The organism is Pseudomonas sp. LBUM1645, assembly GCF_059716185.1.
In genome coordinates this window covers 6,729,896-6,745,786 of the sequence record NZ_CP166811.1, presented here as the reverse complement: position 1 = coordinate 6,745,786, position 15,891 = coordinate 6,729,896, and the positions used below count along the sequence as shown (strand labels likewise).

14 protein-coding genes are annotated in these 15,891 nt (G+C 61.1%); 11 read left to right on the top strand and 3 right to left on the bottom strand.

Annotation, left to right across the window (positions count from 1 at the left end):
• Positions 1 to 47 precede the first annotated feature (47 nt).
• The 3 genes from ACA079_RS30770 to ACA079_RS30760 all read left to right on the top strand — a co-directional run bounded on the left by ACA079_RS30770 (position 48) and on the right by ACA079_RS30760 (position 2,738).
• A complete protein-coding gene (locus ACA079_RS30770) occupies positions 48 to 830 on the top strand; it encodes a sulfite exporter TauE/SafE family protein (protein ID WP_497701978.1) in 783 nt (260 codons plus the stop codon).
• An 81-nt stretch (positions 831 to 911) separates the two neighbouring features.
• Positions 912 to 1,718 carry a prolipoprotein diacylglyceryl transferase gene (gene lgt, locus ACA079_RS30765; protein ID WP_497701977.1) on the top strand — a complete coding sequence of 269 codons (807 nt, stop codon included), beginning with the start codon at positions 912 to 914 and terminating at the stop codon, positions 1,716 to 1,718.
• A gap of 48 nt (positions 1,719 to 1,766) precedes the next feature.
• On the top strand, positions 1,767 to 2,738 hold the full coding sequence (locus ACA079_RS30760) for a thymidylate synthase (RefSeq protein WP_033060541.1): 972 nt from the start codon (positions 1,767 to 1,769) through the stop codon (positions 2,736 to 2,738).
• A 124-nt stretch (positions 2,739 to 2,862) separates the two neighbouring features.
• Here ACA079_RS30760 and cadR read toward each other — a convergent pair whose 3' ends face one another.
• The gene (gene cadR / locus ACA079_RS30755) at positions 2,863 to 3,312 is read right to left on the bottom strand and encodes a Cd(II)/Pb(II)-responsive transcriptional regulator (protein WP_497701976.1); all 450 of its coding nucleotides are present in this window, start codon (positions 3,310 to 3,312) and stop codon (positions 2,863 to 2,865) included.
• 85 nt (positions 3,313 to 3,397) lie between these two features.
• Between cadR and ACA079_RS30750 the strand changes: the two genes are divergently transcribed.
• From ACA079_RS30750 to ACA079_RS30715, 8 genes are all read left to right on the top strand, one after another.
• Positions 3,398 to 5,671: a heavy metal translocating P-type ATPase gene (locus tag ACA079_RS30750; RefSeq protein WP_497701975.1), complete on the top strand. Its 2,274-nt coding sequence runs from the start codon at positions 3,398 to 3,400 to the stop codon at positions 5,669 to 5,671.
• 16 nt (positions 5,672 to 5,687) lie between these two features.
• Complete coding sequence (locus tag ACA079_RS30745; protein WP_497701974.1) at positions 5,688 to 6,551, top strand: LysR family transcriptional regulator; 864 nt, start codon at positions 5,688 to 5,690, stop codon at positions 6,549 to 6,551.
• Between the two features lie 190 nt (positions 6,552 to 6,741).
• Positions 6,742 to 7,818 (top strand): putative 2-aminoethylphosphonate ABC transporter ATP-binding protein, encoded by a 1,077-nt coding sequence (locus ACA079_RS30740; RefSeq protein ID WP_497701973.1) that lies wholly within the window; start codon positions 6,742 to 6,744, stop codon positions 7,816 to 7,818.
• Complete coding sequence (locus ACA079_RS30735) at positions 7,818 to 9,542, top strand: putative 2-aminoethylphosphonate ABC transporter permease subunit (RefSeq protein ID WP_497701972.1); 1,725 nt, start codon at positions 7,818 to 7,820, stop codon at positions 9,540 to 9,542. The genes ACA079_RS30740 and ACA079_RS30735 overlap by 1 nt, the downstream gene beginning before the upstream one ends.
• Before the next feature lie 31 nt (positions 9,543 to 9,573).
• Positions 9,574 to 10,599, top strand: coding sequence for a putative 2-aminoethylphosphonate ABC transporter substrate-binding protein (locus ACA079_RS30730; RefSeq protein WP_129440272.1), 1,026 nt, complete (start codon positions 9,574 to 9,576; stop codon positions 10,597 to 10,599).
• 128 nt (positions 10,600 to 10,727) lie between these two features.
• Positions 10,728 to 11,861 (top strand): TIGR03364 family FAD-dependent oxidoreductase, encoded by a 1,134-nt coding sequence (locus ACA079_RS30725; RefSeq protein WP_497701971.1) that lies wholly within the window; start codon positions 10,728 to 10,730, stop codon positions 11,859 to 11,861.
• Positions 11,861 to 12,427: a phosphonate degradation HD-domain oxygenase gene (locus ACA079_RS30720; protein ID WP_497701970.1), complete on the top strand. Its 567-nt coding sequence runs from the start codon at positions 11,861 to 11,863 to the stop codon at positions 12,425 to 12,427. The genes ACA079_RS30725 and ACA079_RS30720 overlap by 1 nt, the downstream gene beginning before the upstream one ends.
• A gap of 85 nt (positions 12,428 to 12,512) precedes the next feature.
• Positions 12,513 to 12,935, top strand: coding sequence for a hypothetical protein (locus tag ACA079_RS30715; protein WP_497701969.1), 423 nt, complete (start codon positions 12,513 to 12,515; stop codon positions 12,933 to 12,935).
• Between the two features lie 128 nt (positions 12,936 to 13,063).
• Here the strand turns inward: ACA079_RS30715 and ACA079_RS30710 are convergent, their stop codons facing one another.
• The gene (locus ACA079_RS30710) at positions 13,064 to 14,440 is read right to left on the bottom strand and encodes a GTPase/DUF3482 domain-containing protein (RefSeq protein ID WP_497701968.1); all 1,377 of its coding nucleotides are present in this window, start codon (positions 14,438 to 14,440) and stop codon (positions 13,064 to 13,066) included.
• The gene (locus tag ACA079_RS30705) at positions 14,433 to 15,812 is read right to left on the bottom strand and encodes a DUF2868 domain-containing protein (RefSeq protein ID WP_497701967.1); all 1,380 of its coding nucleotides are present in this window, start codon (positions 15,810 to 15,812) and stop codon (positions 14,433 to 14,435) included. The genes ACA079_RS30710 and ACA079_RS30705 overlap by 8 nt, the downstream gene beginning before the upstream one ends.
• Positions 15,813 to 15,891: the final 79 nt, after the last annotated feature.

Here is a 15,891-nt window from a genome sequence, read left to right as displayed (position 1 = left end):
TTGGGGCCATGCATCCGTTACCATGCCGCTCTCATTTGGGGATGCGCATGGAATTTCTGCTCTATCTGGCGCTCGGCGCCTGTGCAGGTGTGCTGGCCGGGCTGTTCGGGGTCGGCGGCGGGATCATTATCGTTCCGGTGCTGGTTTACAGTTTCAAGCTGCAAGGGTTCGATCCGTCGATCCTCACGCACCTGGCGGTCGGCACGTCCCTGGCGACAATCATATTTACCTCGGTCAATGCGATCCGCGAACATCACCGTCGCGGTGCCGTGCGTTGGCCGATTTTTGCCTGGATGACCCTTGGTATTCTCATCGGCGCCGGTTTCGGCGCGCTGACGGCTGAAGCGATCTCCGGGCCCAACCTGCAGAAAATCATTGGCGTCTTCGCCCTGATCATCGCAGCGCAACTGGCACTGGATTTCAAACCCAAGGCCAGTCGAACGGTGCCGGGTAAAGTCGGTCTGACCGTGGCCGGCAGTGTGATTGGCTGGGCCTCGGCGATTTTCGGGATTGGCGGCGGTTCGCTGACGGTGCCGTTCCTGACCTGGCGCAGCGTACCGATGCAGCAAGCGGTGGCGACTTCATCCGCCTGTGGTCTGCCGATTGCCTTGTCCAGTGCATTATTTTTCATGATTCTGGGCTGGCACGATCCATTACTGCCGGCCCATAGTCTCGGTTTTGTTTATTTGCCGGCGTTGCTGGGGATCGCCCTGACCAGCATGTTCTTCGCCCGACTCGGCGCACGACTGGCACACAGCCTGTCGCCGAAGTTGCTGAAAAGACTGTTCGCCGCTTTGCTGTTCTGCGTGGGCCTGAATTTCCTGCTCTGACGCACCGCAATCCTGACTTAATCCTGGCGTGACAGCGTCGCCCGGGAATTTTGAAAGTTTCAACTCTAACGAGGAGTCGCAATGCTGCCTTACCCGCAGATCGACCCGGTGGCATTGGCCATCGGTCCGCTGAAAATCCACTGGTACGGCTTGATGTACCTGATCGGCATCGGCGGCGCCTGGCTGCTGGCGTCGCGACGGCTGAACCGCTTCGACCCGACCTGGAGTAAAGAGAAACTCTCCGACATGGTGTTCTGGATGTCGATGGGGGTCATTGTTGGCGGCCGCTTGGGCTATGTGCTGTTCTACGATCTGAGTGCTTACATCGCCAACCCGCTGTTGATCTTTGAAGTGTGGAAGGGCGGCATGTCGTTCCACGGCGGGTTCATCGGCGTGATGTTGGCCGCGTTGTGGTTCGGTAAAAAGAACGGCAAGTCGTTCTTCCAGCTGATGGATTTCGTCGCGCCGATGGTGCCGATCGGTCTGGGCGCCGGACGTATCGGTAACTTCATCAACGCCGAGTTGTGGGGCAAGGCCACCGATGTGCCGTGGGCGATGGTCTTCCCGACCGATCCGGCGCAACTGGCGCGTCACCCGTCGCAGCTGTACCAGTTCGCGCTCGAAGGCGTGGCGCTGTTCGCCATTCTCTGGTTGTTCTCGCGCAAGCCGCGGCCGACCATGGCGGTGTCCGGGATGTTCGCGCTGTTCTATGGCATCTTCCGTTTCATCGTCGAATTCGTCCGCGTACCGGATGCGCAACTGGGCTATCTGGCCTGGAACTGGCTGACCATGGGTCAGGTACTGTGTGTACCGATGATCGCCGGCGGTCTGTATCTGATCTGGCTGGCGTATCACCGCGCACCGGCGGCTCCAGCGGCGGCCGTATAAATTCGAACCCCGGGGCGACGGTCCCGGGTTCAAGGACACAGGTAACTCATGAAGCAATATCTCGAACTGGTCGCCCACGTCATCAAGAACGGCACCAAACAGGCCAACCGCACCGGCGTGAACACCATCAGCTTCCCTGGCGCGATGCTGCGTTATGACCTGAAGGAAGGTTTCCCGGCGATCACCACGCGCAAGATGGCCTTCAAATCGGCCATCGGCGAGATGTGCGGTTTTCTGCGTGGGGTGAACAACGCCGCCGAATTCCGTGCGCTGGGTTGCAAGGTCTGGGATCAGAACGCCAACGAAAACGCCCAGTGGCTGGCCAACCCGTTCCGTCAGGGCGAAGACGACCTCGGCGAGATCTACGGCGTGCAATGGCGCAAATGGCCGGCGTACAAGCAGATTCCGGTCAGCAACCAGGCCGCCATCGAACAGACCCTGAGCCAAGGTTATCGTCAGATTGCTGAAGGTGAAGAAGACGGCCAGGCCTACGTGGTGCTGTACAAGGCGATCGACCAGATCCGCCAGTGCGTCGACACCATCATCAAAGACCCGGGCAGCCGCCGCATCCTGTTCCACGGCTGGAACGTTGCCCAGCTCGATGAAATGGCTTTGCCGCCGTGCCATCTGCTGTACCAGTTCCACCCGAACGTCGAGACCAAAGAAATCTCTTTGACTCTGTACATCCGCTCCAATGATTTGGGCCTGGGCACGCCGTTCAACCTCACCGAAGGCGCCGCGCTGCTGAGCCTGATCGGTCGCCTGACCGGCTACACGCCGCGTTGGTTCACCTATTTCATCGGTGATGCCCACGTCTACGAAAACCATTTGGACATGCTGAATGAACAGCTCAAGCGCGAGCCGTTCCCGATGCCGAAACTGGTGATTAGTGATCGTGTGCCGGAGTTTGCCAAGACCGGTGTTTATCAGCCGGAGTGGCTGGAGTTGATCGAGCCGAGCGATTTCTCGCTGGAAGGCTACGAACACCACGCTCCAATGACCGCGCCGATGGCGGTCTGAAGAACTACCGTAGATCCTGTAGGAGCCGAGCTTGCTCGCGATAGCGGTTTGTCAGACACATCAATGTTGAATGTGCTGCCGCCATCGCGAGCAAGCTCGGCTCCTACAGGGGTATGCGGTGTTTTTAGTGGCCATGACTGCGGCCAACATGGGAATGCTCAACCTCCGTCGCCACAACCCCGCCACTCACCTCCAACCGCTGCAAAATCCCGCACTGTTCAATATCCGGTCCTTCGCCACACCTTTGGCGCAGGTCGAGCAGTTGTGCCTGCAACGCCATCAACCCATCGATCCGCGCCTTCACGTGATGAATGTGCTCGTCGATCAACGCATTCACGCTTTCACACTGATCCTGCGGACTGTCACGCAGGGCGAGCAGGCTGCGGATTTCTTCCAGCGTCATGTCGAGGGTGCGGCAGTTGCGGATGAACGTCAGGCGCTCGGCATGGGCCTGGGTGTAGACGCGGTAGTTGCCGTCGCTGCGGGCCGGCTCTGGCAGCAGGTTTTCGCGCTCGTAGTAGCGGATGGTTTCCACGGCGCAGTCGGTGAGTTTGGCCAGTTCTCCGATTTTCATGACGGCAATCTCCAAAAGGGTGCTTGACCCTATAGTGGCTACAGGGTCTTTACTTGGCAACAGGCACCTTTCCGGACGCGACCCAATGAGCGATTCCCTTCACACCAACAAACCCGAGGCTGATCACGATCACGATCACGATCACAGCCACAAGCTGCAGCCTGTGCAGAAACATGACCATGGCAGCCACGGGGATTCCTGCTGTTCGTCCAAAGTGGCGGCACCGTCGCTGATCAAACTCAGCGAAACGCCGACCGCTGGCGCACGACTGAGCAGTTTCCGCATCGACGCCATGGACTGCCCGACCGAGCAGACGCTGATCGAGAACAAACTCGGCAAACTCGTCGGTGTGCAGCAACTGGAATTCAACCTGATCAACCGCGTGTTGGGCGTCACCCATGACCTGCCGAGCACTGCGCCGATCATCGACGCCATCAAGTCCCTCGGCATGCAGGCCGAGCCGGTGGAGCAGGGCGCTGAACCGTCAGCTCCGGCTCCCGAGAAAAAGCCTTGGTGGCCCTTGGCGCTGTCGGGTGTTGGTGCGCTCGCAGCCGAAGTTATCCACTTCACCAACGCCGCGCCGAACTGGGTTGTAGCGGTCATCGCGTTGATCTCGATCCTCAGCGGCGGCCTCGGCACCTATAAAAAGGGCTGGATCGCACTTAAAAACCTCAACCTGAACATCAACGCGCTGATGAGCATCGCGGTGACTGGCGCGATCCTGATCGGTCAGTGGCCGGAAGCGGCAATGGTGATGTTCTTGTTCACTGTGGCCGAGTTGATCGAAGCCAAGTCTTTGGACCGGGCGCGCAACGCCATCGGCGGCCTGATGCAGATGACCCCGGAACAGGCCACGGTGCAGCAGGCCGACGGCAGTTGGATCGAGCTGGACGTCAAAGCGATCGAGCTGGGCGCGCGGGTGCGGGTGCGTCCCGGCGAGCGAATCGGTCTGGACGGTGAAGTGGTGGCTGGCAGTTCAACCATCGATCAGGCGCCGATCACCGGTGAAAGCCTGCCGGTTGAGAAGACTGTCGGTGACAAGGTTTTCGCCGGCACCATCAATCAGGCCGGTTCCCTGGAGTACTCGGTAACCGCAGCGGCCAACAATTCGACGCTGGCGCGGATCATCCACGCCGTGGAACAGGCCCAGGGCGCGCGGGCACCGACCCAGCGTTTCGTCGACAGCTTCTCGAAAATCTACACCCCGGCGGTGTTCATCCTGGCTCTCGCCGTCGCGGTGATTCCGCCACTGTTTATGGGCGCCGTATGGTTCGACTGGATCTACCGGGCGTTGGTGTTGCTGGTGGTCGCCTGCCCATGTGCGCTAGTGATTTCTACGCCAGTGACCATCGTCAGCGGCCTCGCGGCGGCGGCGCGCAAAGGCATTCTGGTGAAGGGCGGCGTTTATCTGGAAGGCGGTTACAAGCTCGATTACCTGGCGTTGGACAAGACCGGCACGATCACCCACGGCAAACCGGTGCAGACCGATTATCTGTCGCTTGATCCGACCGCGGACGAATCAGCCCCGGCGATTGCGGCGGCGTTGGCCGGTCGCTCGGATCACCCGGTGTCGTTGGCCATCGCCAACGCGGCTGTGGATAAACAACTCGCACCGCTGACTGTGGATAACTTTGAGGCGTTGGCCGGTCGCGGTGTGCGCGGCGAAATCAATGGTCAGGTTTACCACTTGGGTAATCACCGTTTAGTGGAAGAACTGAACCTGTGCTCGCCCGCACTGGAAGAAAAGCTGTTCGCGCTGGAGAAACAGGGCAAGTCCGTGGTGCTGCTGCTCGACAAATCCGGCCCATTGGCGCTATTCGCCGTGGCCGACACCGTGAAAGAGTCCAGCCGCGAGGCGATCCAGCAACTGCACGACCTGGGCATCAAAACCCTGATGCTGACAGGCGATAACGTCCACACCGCTCAGGCGATTGCCGCGCAAGTCGGCATCGACGAGGCCAAGGGCGATCTGCTGCCGACCGACAAGCTGCAAGCCATCGAAGCCCTTTATGCACGGGGCCATAACGTCGGCATGGTCGGCGATGGAATCAACGACGCACCGGCGCTGGCGCGAGCCGAGATCGGTTTTGCCATGGCGGCGGCGGGCACCGATACCGCCATCGAAACCGCCGATGTCGCCCTGATGGACGACGATCTGCGCAAGATCCCGACCTTCATCCGGCTGTCACGGCAAACCTCAAGCATCCTCAAACAGAACATTGCCTTGGCATTGGTCATCAAAGCGATCTTTCTTGGGGTAACCTTCGCCGGGATCGCCACCATGTGGATGGCGGTGTTCGCCGACATGGGTGTGAGCCTGTTGGTGGTGTTTAACGGTTTGCGCTTGTTGCGCAAATAGACGATGAGGGAAGGGTGTGCTGAGTGCCGAGCTGAAGGCGTTTTACATGGTTGCCCGCCTGGGCAGCATTACCCTGGCGGCGAAAAAACTCGGCCTGAGCCAACCCACCGTGACGACGCAGATTCGCAATCTGGAAAGTCAGTACTCGGTTGAGTTGTTCTACCGTGGCGGCCGCCGCCTCAGTGTCAGCGATGAAGGCGCGCGGTTGCTGCCGATGGTCAAGGCGCTGTTGCAGCAGGAAGCCGACATCGAGTTTTTCCTGCGTAATAGCGGACAGGTTCAGGGGACATTGCGCATCGCGGCCACGGCGCCTTACTACATCCTCGATCTGGTAAAGACCTTTCGCGAGCGCTTGCCGCAGGTGGAAGTGTCAGTGGAGATCGGTAACTCCCAGCAGGTACTTGAAGCGCTGGAGGATTACCGGGTGGATGTCGCGGCGTCGTCGCAGTTACTGGAGGATGCGCGGCTGATTCGCCGGGTGCTTGGCAGCGATCCGCTGGTGCTGGCGGTGCATCGCAATCATCCGCTGGCGGTCCACGACCATGTGCCGCTCAGTGCGTTGGCTGGGCATACGTTATTGATGCGCGAATCGGGCTCGACCACTCGCCGCCTGACCGAGGAATTGCTGGCCAGCGCCGGGGTGAGTTTCGGGCCGCTGCTGGAGATTGGCAGCCGTGAGTCGATCCGAGAGGCGGTGTTGCGCAATATCGGCATCAGCATCATTGCCCGGCAGGAAGTGCCGCATGACCCGCAACTGCGCGTGCTGACCATCGAGAATGCGCCGCAGATTCCCGAGTATTTGTACTGCCTCAAGGAACGCAAAGGCGCGCGACTGCCGGCGGCGTTTCTCGGGTTGGCGCAGGAAATGGCCCCTGTCTGAGATCAAAAGATCGCAGCCTTCGGCAGCTCCTACAGGGGAATGCGTTCGGCGTAGGAGCTGCCGAAGGCTGCGATCTTTTGACTCCAACCAAAATCCTTGAATACCACTATCAGCCGTTTTTGCCTCACTGCCACATGACGGACGCATTACAAATCTAGGATGGCCTTCATCTGCTTGATGAGGCCTGTCCATGAACCACTCGATCGCAACTGCCCTGACCAACCCCGGCGCCCCGATGAAAGTGCGCGGCGTGCAGAAACGCTTCGGCGCCTTTACCGCGCTGGATAACGTTTCCCTCGACGTGGCGGCCGGTGAACTGGTGTGCTTGCTCGGTCCGTCGGGCTGTGGAAAAACCACCTTGCTGCGCTGCATCGCCGGTCTGGAGAAACAAGACAGCGGCGAGTTGTACCTCGGCGATCGCAACGTTTCCCACCTGGCACCCCAGGCGCGGGACTACGGCATTCTCTTCCAGTCCTACGCGCTGTTTCCCAATCTCACCGTCGAAGCGAACATCGCCTACGGCCTCGCCGGCAGTGGTCGCGATGAAGTGCGCAAGCGCGTTGGGCAGATGCTGGAGCTGGTCGGCCTGATCGGCAGTGAGAAAAAGTACCCGGGCCAATTGTCCGGCGGCCAACAGCAACGCGTCGCACTGGCTCGGGCCCTGGCGCCGGCGCCTTCGTTGCTGCTGCTGGACGAACCAATGTCGGCCCTCGACGCCCGGGTCCGCGAGCATCTGTGCACCGAGCTGCGCCAACTACAGCGCAACCTCGGCATCACCACCCTGATGGTTACGCACAATCAGGACGAAGCCATGCTGATGGCCGACCGCATCGCCGTGATGAACAACGGCAAGGTCGAGCAATACGCCACGCCGCAGGAAATCTACGACCGCCCGGCCACGCCGTTTGTGGCGGAGTTTGTCGGCCAAGGCAACTGGCTGCCGTTCAGCCGCAGCAGCGACAGCCACGCCCAGGTCGGCGGGATGAGCATGCGCCTGGCAGATGGCAGCGCCAAAACCACGTCGGGCCGTCTGTTCTGCCGCCCCGAAGCGATCAACGTCAACCCGCCCGTGCATGAAGAAAACCTGTTCCCGGCCAAGGTTCGCGAGATCACCTTCCTCGGCAACCGCTGCCGCATGAGCTTCGAACTCGATCAACTGCCGGGCCACGCATTGCTCGCGGAACTGGCGCCGGAAGCCATGCCGCGCCTCGGCGCGCAGCAGATCATGGTCGCCTTGCCTCCGCGCAGCCTGCAGGTGTTTGCCTGATGAGCGCGAACCTCGCGCTGCCGATACCGCACAAGCAGGTTCGGCAGACCTCCCGTGCCGAGATTGGCGACCGGGTGTTCGTGGTCGGCGGCAAGGTCCTGTTACTGGTGTTGCTCGGCGTTGCGGTACTGATGCCGTTGCTGGCGATCTTCTGGCGCGGTTTCAGCTCTGAAGCCGGGCAGGGCGGCGGTCTGGTGGCCGCCCGTGAATTGGTGACCAGTGCCAATTTCCACTGGTTGCTCGGCAATAGCCTGAAAGTTTCCCTCAGCGTTGCGGCGATTGTCGTACCGCTGGCCTACCTGTTTGCCTACGCGCTGCAACGCACGTTGATACCGGGCAAAGGCATCTGGCGTGGGATGTCGCTGTTGCCACTGATGGCGCCGTCGATGTTGCCGGGCATTGCGCTGGTTTATCTGTTCGGCAACCAGGGCATGTTGCGCGGATTGCTCTCGGACAATATCTACGGTTTCTGGGGCATTGTTCTAGGCGAGGTGATCTACACCTTCCCACACGCGCTGATGATTCTGCTGTCGGCGCTGTCCCTGGCGGATGCGCGACTGTTCGATGCAGCCTCCAGCATGGGCGCCAGTCCAGCGAAAGCTTTCCGTAGCATCACTTGGCCGGCAACCCGTCAGGCTGTGTTCGCGGCGTTCTGTCTGGTGTTCACCCTGACCATCACCGACTTCGGCGTGCCCGTGGTGGTCGGTGGCGATTATCAGGTGCTGGCGCTGGAAGCCTACAAAGCCGTGGTCGGCCAACAACAATTCGGTCGCGGCGCGTTGATCGGCATGGTCCTGCTGCTGCCGGCGCTGTTCAGCTTCGGTGTCGACGCCTGGTTGCGCCGGCGTCACGGCGACTCCATGAGCGGTCGGGCACAGGTCTTTCAACCGGCGCCATCGAAACTGCGGGACGGCTGCTACCTGGCGATCGTGCTGCTGATCTGCGCGGTGTTGCTGCTGGTGTTCGGCATGGCGGTTTATTCGTCACTGGTGAAATTCTGGCCGTACAACCTGTCGCTGTCGCTCAATCATTACCAGTTCAACGACACGGCGGGCGGCGGCTGGCTGGCCTATGGCAACAGCGTGAAGATGGCCTTGTGCACGGCGTTGATCGGCAGCGTGCTGATCTTCACCGGCGCGTACCTGATGGAAAAAACCAAAGGCCAGCGCGGGCTGAATCTGACACTGCGCATGCTCAGTTTCGTACCGATGGCGGTGCCGGGTCTGGTGCTGGGCCTGGGTTACGTCTTCTTCTTCAACCTCACCGGCAACCCGCTGCATGTGCTCTACGGGACCATGACCCTGCTGGTGGTCTGCACCATTGCTCACTATTTGACCACCGCGCAAATGACCGCCACCACCGCGCTGCGCCAGCTCGACGCCGAGTTCGAAGCCGCCGCACTGTCGCTCAAGGCGCCGCTGTATCGGCATTACCTGCGCGTCACCGTGCCGATCTGCCTGCCGGCGCTGCTGGACATCGTGCGTTACCTGTTCGTCTCGGCCATGACCACTGTCTCAGCGGCGATCTTCCTCTACAGCCCCGACACCATCCTCGCAGCGGTGGCGGTACTGAACATGGACGACGCCGGCAACGTCGGCGGCGCGGCGGCGATGTCGACTTTGATTCTGTTCACCTCGGCGGGCGTGTCCCTGCTGCTGGCCTGGGCCTCGCGCGGTTTGCTGCGCCGCTCCCAAGCCTGGCGGCAGACCGCGCCCGGCCATTGATTCAACCCCTCAACTCAAACAGGAAAAGATCATGTTCAAGCCTATGGCCCTGGCCGCTGCTGTCCTCACCGCTTTCAGCCTGAACGCCTTCGCGGCGAAAACCGAGTTGACGGTGTACACCGCCCTCGAAGCCGAACAACTGAAGACCTACAAAGAAGCCTTCGAAAAGGCCAACCCGGACGTCGAGATCAAGTGGGTGCGCGACTCCACTGGCATCATCACTGCCAAGCTACTGGCCGAAAAAGCCCGCCCGCAGGCTGATGCAGTCTGGGGCCTGGCCGCGTCGAGCCTGGCGATCCTCGACCAGCAAGGCATGCTGCAAAGCTATGCGCCGAAGGACCTGGGCAAGATCGGCGGCAACTACCGCGACGCCGCCAACCCGCCAGCCTGGGTCGGCATGGACGTCTGGGCCGCGACCATTTGCTTCAACACTGTCGAAGCCGAAAAGCAGGGCCTGAGCAAACCGGTGAGCTGGCAGGACCTGACCAAGCCTGAGTACAAAGGCAAGATCGTCATGCCGAACCCGGCGTCGTCCGGCACCGGTTTCCTCGACGTCAGCGCTTGGCTGCAGACCTTCGGTGAGAAGCAGGGCTGGCAGTACATGGACGACCTGCACCAGAACATCGGCCAGTACGTTCACTCCGGTTCCAAACCTTGCAAACTGGCGGCGGCGGGTGAATTCCCGATCGGCATTTCCTTTGAATACCCGGCTGTTCAGCTGAAACGCCAAGGCGCACCGCTGGACATCATCCTGCCGAAAGAAGGCCTGGGCTGGGAGATCGAAGCCACCGCTGTGATCAAGGGCACACCGCATGAAGACGCGGCGAAGAAACTGGCCGACTTCTCCGCCAGCCCAGCAGCGATGGAGCTTTATAAAGAGAACTTCGCCGTCCTCGCGCAACCGGGTATCGCCAAGCCGCAGACCGAATTGCCGGCGGATTATGAGCAGCGTTTGATCAAGAACGACTTTGCCTGGGCTTCGAAGAATCGCGACGAAATCCTGACCGAGTGGCGCAAGCGCTATGACGGCAAGTCCGAGAAAGTGGCTGCCAAGTAAGATCTTCATCGGCTGACAGGGCCTCATCGCGAGCAAGCTCGCTCCCACAGGGGATGTGCGTCGATCACAAATCCAATGTGGGAGCGAGCTTGCTCGCGATAGCGGTCCTGAGTTCAGGACAAAACCCAATGACACAACACAACGACATGCTGATCGTCGGCGCCGGCATTCTCGGCCTGTCCCACGCCTATGCCGCCGCCAAGCGTGGTTTGAAAGTCACCGTTTTCGAGCGCAGCGAAACGCCCTTAGGCGCATCGGTACGTAACTTCGGCCAGGCACTGGTCACCGGCCAACCACCGGGCCCGATGCTCGAGCTGGCCAAAGCCAGTCGCGAGATCTGGGGCCAATGGGCACAACTCGCCGGTCTGCAACTCAAGCGCAACGGCTCGTACCTGTTTGCCCGCACCGAAGCCGAAGAACACCTGCTGGAAGCCTTCTGCGCCGGTCGCGCCGCGGAACACGGTTACCGCGTCGACCTGTTGCGCGGCGCTGCATTGCGTGACTTGTATGGCGGCCAATTCAGCCATCACCGCGCCGCGTTGCACGGGATGGACGATCAGCAACTGTATTCCCGTGAAGCGATTCCGGCGTTGATCGACTACCTGCACCGCGAACTCGGCGTCGCGTTTCACTTTTCCACGCTGGTGCGAGACATCGAGCCGGGGCTCTTGTACAGCACAGCTGGATCCTTCAGCGCCGAGGAGATCATCGTCTGTTCCGGCCACGACTATCAGACGCTGCTGGCCGAGCCGATCGCCGAGCTCAACCCGCAAATCTGCCGCCTGCAAATGCTCCGCGCCCGACCGCAGATCAATCTCAACCTGCAACACGCGTTGCTCACCGGTTTGAGTTGCGTGCACTACGGTGCGTTTGCCGATCTTCCGGAAGCCGCGGCGGTACAAGCGCAGATTCTGCGAGACGAATCGCATCTGCATGAAAACGGCATTCACCTGCTGATCAGCCCGACACCTTATGGCGAATTAATCATCGGCGACTCCCACCATTACGGCAGCGATCCATCACCGTTCAATGCCGAACAAGTGGACACCTGGATGATTGAGCTCGCGGAACACACCCTGGGTTGCAAGGTGCAAGTGGTCGAACGCTGGCAGGGTGTCTATGGTTCACGGGGACCGGGGCCATTCTCGTTCCTGCGGCCAATGCCGGGAGTGAGCGTGGCACTGATGCACACGGGTGTCGGCATGAGCGTCGGGCCGGCGATGGCTGAACGCAACGTAGCGACTGTGTTGGGAGAGCTTTGATGGACCGCAATGAGCAAGTGATCGCCGAGGTGTTCGGTCTGTACGAGCGCTTTGGCGACAGCGATTACATCGGCGAGCCGGTGTCGCAGATCGAGCACATGTCCCAGGCCGCCGAACTGGCCATGGCCGAAGGTTTCGACGATGAAGTGGTGCTGGCGGCGTTCTTCCATGACATCGGACATATCTGTGCAGAGAGTGCCGAGAACATGGGCGGCTTCGGTGTGGCCAGTCACGAGCGGTTGGGCGCGGATTATTTACGCCGCGCAGGTTTCAGCGAGCGCATGGCGCGGCTTGTGGAATACCACGTTCAGGCCAAGCGCTACCTGACGCTCAAGGAGTCTGGGTATTACGAGAGATTGAGCGAAGCCAGTCGCCGTACTCTGGAATATCAGGGAGGAGTGATGACCGCTGAAGAGGCTGAAGCCTTCGAGCAGGATCCGTTGTGTGCGATCAGTCTGCGGATGCGCCAGTGGGATGAGCAGGCCAAGGAAATGGCGGTACCGGTGATCGACCTTGAGGTGTTGAAGCGCAAGGCCGCGAAGGTCTTGTCCGGCGAGGCGCGTTGAGTTGTCTCACAGGCAATAGGGAAACGGTGGATGGTTTGCCTGGAGGTATTGGGCCAGTCTGGGCTTTTCCCAAGGAAGCGCACGGATGCGTTATTTGAAAGTGATTGCACAGGATCGAAGCGGTCAGGGGGCGGCAGATACCGTTAATTTTGAGTTCTATGAAGATGATCAGTTGCAGCGCAAGGCGACGGAGGCGGATCGACAGCGGCTCAAGTCTTTCAGCAAAACGTATTTGAAATGCGCCTGGTACAACAGCGGGGAGGGTGAGGACCGTCACTTGCGAATCTTCTCGCAGAATCCATCCGCTGACGGCACCCCTGAAACGGTACGCCTGCATTTTCATGAAGGGCCGACGATTAGCTACAAAGCAGCGGCTCACGATCTTGATAATGATGGCGGACTGGAAGTGATATTGAGCTCGGATGTGGACAATGACGGGCGCGCGGATCGCACGGATCGCAATCGTGTTACGGCGTTAGTGAAGCAGTTTTTGAAGATCGGCTGGTAGCGATTACTCGCGAGACCGAGGTGTGCCCATCGCGAGCAAGCTCGCTCCCACATTTGACCTCGATACACCGCAGATCCCCTGTGGGAGCGAGCTTGCTCGCGATGAGGCCAGAACCGGCGCCGCAAAATTCAGAGCTGCTGCGCCAACACCTCAATCTGCTCCTGCCTTTCCGCCTGATTCAACTTCGGATGCGGATTAAGCGACGACCACTGCGGATGCGCTCGAGCCTTGTTCAGTGCCTCGGGCAGTTTGCCTTCGCGCCAGGTCTTGTCCTGTGGTGTGGCGACCTGAATGCTGTCCAGCGCCGCATGCCCACGCGCATTGAGCGCTTGCAGCAGTTGCCGCTGACGCAACGCCAATAGCCGCAGCACGCCGTCATCGACGGTCAGTTCTCGCTGACCTTTGATCTTGCCCAATAACCGGCTGCCATAACTGCGAGCGGTTTGCAGGGCGCCGCCGGCAATTGCGCCGGCGAGTGCCGCTGCGCCAAGGGTCAGCCCGCCCACCAACAAGTCGACCCCGGCCCCGGCTGCCGCGCCGGCCGCGATACCGCCACCGACTCGCACGCCGAGTTGTTTCAGGGTTTCCGGGTTGAACAGGTCGTCACCCCAGCGGCCATCGAGCAGTGGCAGATCACTGGCTGCCGCGTCCTGTGGACGGAAGGCGTAGAGCTTGAGCAGGGATTCGACGCAGCGTTGTTCCCGCTGTCGAACCGCTTTGCGCAGTTCATTGATAGCCTGCTGTTCTTGCTCGGCTTCGCTGACCACGCTGCGTCGGCAGGCGGCACAGTCGATCAATAATTCGGCAATCAGACGCGCCGCACTCTGTTGCCGGGCCTGGCGTTGGGCTTGTTGATCGGCGATCAGGCGTTCCAGTTGCGGGCGGGCGTTTTCCAGCAGCAGCGCGAGGCTTTCATACAGTCGACGTTCGCCATCCTCAGGCGGTGCGACGCTGTCGAAACGCACCAAGGCGTGCAAGCCCAGACGTGCCAACGCTTCGCGCCAATCCGGTTCGCGGTGGTTGGCGCTGCTGACAAAATTCAGCACCGGCAGCAGCGGTTTTCCGCAACTGGCCAACACTTCCAGTTCGTCGCGGTACTTGGCCAGCACCGGTTCCCGGGCGTCGATCACGTAGAGACCGGCGTCGCAGGTCAGCAGTTGCCGCAGCACCTTGGCTTCCTGTTCGAAACGCTGCCGGGCTTCGCTGCCCTCAAGAAACCGCGCCAGACGCGCCGGGCCGTCGAGGCGTTCACCCGGTCGTTCCAGACGTTCGAGGTAGTCGAGCAGGGCGATGGCATCTTCCAGGCCCGGCGTGTCGAAAAGGTCGAGCAACGGCTCGCCGTCCACCGACAACCGTGCGCCTTCGACGTGTCGAGTGGTGCTGGGGCGATGGGAGACTTCGCCGAAGCCGACATCTCGGGTCAAGGTGCGCAGCAATGAGGTTTTGCCGACGTTGGTGTGGCCGACCACGGCGAGCTTCAAGGGCGGTTTCCAGGGGTTAGTCATGACCGCTCTCCAGCCAGTTCAACGGTGCGCAATCGGCGAACGGCAGGTCCAGCTGTTGCAGCGCCACGTGCCAGTCGCCCAGCCTTTCGGCGTCCAGCGCTTCGCCCGGCGGTGCTTGCAGCAACCAGACGCGGGTGGCGCTGGCGTTGCGCGCCAGTTCGGCGATCAGTGCCAGACTGCCGCGGTCCGGCGAACGTCGCGGATCGCAGGCGATGGCCAGACGGGCCGGGGGAAAGCGGCTCAGCTGTTCGAGGAGTTTGTGCCGCGATTCGCGACTGTCGAGGATGCCGGCGTTGCCCACGGTTTTCGGTAATTGCGGCGGCCATGGACGTTGATCGTCCAGCTCGATGGCGACCAACAACGCGCCATCGCTTTGCAGGTCGCTGACGCCGCTTTCAATACGGTGCAGTTGCTCTGGCGCAGCGTCGCTGATGCCCAGGCGTTCACTGGTCGGCATCAGCCGTTCGCGCAGTTGGGCGTAACCGGGCAGGTTCAAATCCAGATGCAATGCCGCTTGCCCGGTTTTCCAGCGCCACAGGCAGAACAGCGCCAGCAACAGTCGCGGCAAAACACCGTAGACCACCAGCACACCAACCAGCCATGTCGCCCAGGCCTGACGGGCGCTTTCGATGTTCAGCGCGGCATCGCCGCTGGCGCGGATCATTTCCACGGTCGGAACGTTGAAACCAAGCATCGCCGGCAGGGCGCCGAGGGCCTGGGTCATGGCGACGAAAGTGTCGCCGCCGAGGAGCGTGGTTTCCCAGACGAAGCCATAACGCCGGGTCGCCATCAGCATCAACAGCATCACCAGCGCACTGAGCATCGCCAGCAACCACAAACCGTTGACCAGTACGCCGACCGCCCAGCGATTGAGTTTTTGTCGTTGCAGCAATAGCAGCAGGGCCGGGGCCAGTTGCGCGGCTTTGGCATCGCGAGCGAGTTTTTCGCTGAGCCATAACCATAAGCGGCCGAGGGTGGCGCCGTGTTCGCCTGCGAAGGCAAGGCCCAACGCCCAGCTCAGTAGCAGAATCAGGTTCAGTCCAAGCAAACTGCCCAAGGCCCAGAACACATTCACCGGGGTTTGTCCGTCGCCCAGCGCGGCAATCGCCAGGCCGGCGCCGCTGGCAACGGCGAGAACAGCCAGCACCAACAGTGCCAGCCGCGCACCTTGCAGCCAATGTTTGAGGGCGCTGGTCAGTCCATCGCGCTCGGCCAGCCAGAGGGCGCGGCGTTGAATGCGTGTCGGCAGATCACCGCCCGCGCTGCGGGCCAGTCGGTTGGCTTCCAGATCATCCAGGGGGCCGGCGTGTTCTTCGCGCAGGCGCACCGTCTCGGTCAGCCAGAGGTTTTGCAGTGGAGTCAGTTCAGTCACGCGGCATCCCGTCGCTCAATTCAGTGGTGAGCATAACCGCTGTGGCGCTTATCGGGGTACGGGAGGCTCTGGTATCCTC

Excerpts from the sequence above, each read along its gene's own strand:
- ACA079_RS30770 (WP_497701978.1), top strand. The coding sequence starts at position 48 with ATGGAATTTCTGCTCTATCTGGCGCTCGGCGCCTGTGCAGGTGTGCTG.
- lgt (WP_497701977.1), top strand. The coding sequence starts at position 912 with ATGCTGCCTTACCCGCAGATCGACCCGGTGGCATTGGCCATCGGTCCG.
- ACA079_RS30760 (WP_033060541.1), top strand. The coding sequence starts at position 1,767 with ATGAAGCAATATCTCGAACTGGTCGCCCACGTCATCAAGAACGGCACC.
- cadR (WP_497701976.1), bottom strand. The coding sequence starts at position 3,312 with ATGAAAATCGGAGAACTGGCCAAACTCACCGACTGCGCCGTGGAAACC.
- ACA079_RS30750 (WP_497701975.1), top strand. The coding sequence starts at position 3,398 with ATGAGCGATTCCCTTCACACCAACAAACCCGAGGCTGATCACGATCAC.
- ACA079_RS30740 (WP_497701973.1), top strand. The coding sequence starts at position 6,742 with ATGAACCACTCGATCGCAACTGCCCTGACCAACCCCGGCGCCCCGATG.
- ACA079_RS30735 (WP_497701972.1), top strand. The coding sequence starts at position 7,818 with ATGAGCGCGAACCTCGCGCTGCCGATACCGCACAAGCAGGTTCGGCAG.
- ACA079_RS30730 (WP_129440272.1), top strand. The coding sequence starts at position 9,574 with ATGTTCAAGCCTATGGCCCTGGCCGCTGCTGTCCTCACCGCTTTCAGC.
- ACA079_RS30725 (WP_497701971.1), top strand. The coding sequence starts at position 10,728 with ATGACACAACACAACGACATGCTGATCGTCGGCGCCGGCATTCTCGGC.
- ACA079_RS30720 (WP_497701970.1), top strand. The coding sequence starts at position 11,861 with ATGGACCGCAATGAGCAAGTGATCGCCGAGGTGTTCGGTCTGTACGAG.
- ACA079_RS30715 (WP_497701969.1), top strand. The coding sequence starts at position 12,513 with ATGCGTTATTTGAAAGTGATTGCACAGGATCGAAGCGGTCAGGGGGCG.
- ACA079_RS30710 (WP_497701968.1), bottom strand. The coding sequence starts at position 14,440 with ATGACTAACCCCTGGAAACCGCCCTTGAAGCTCGCCGTGGTCGGCCAC.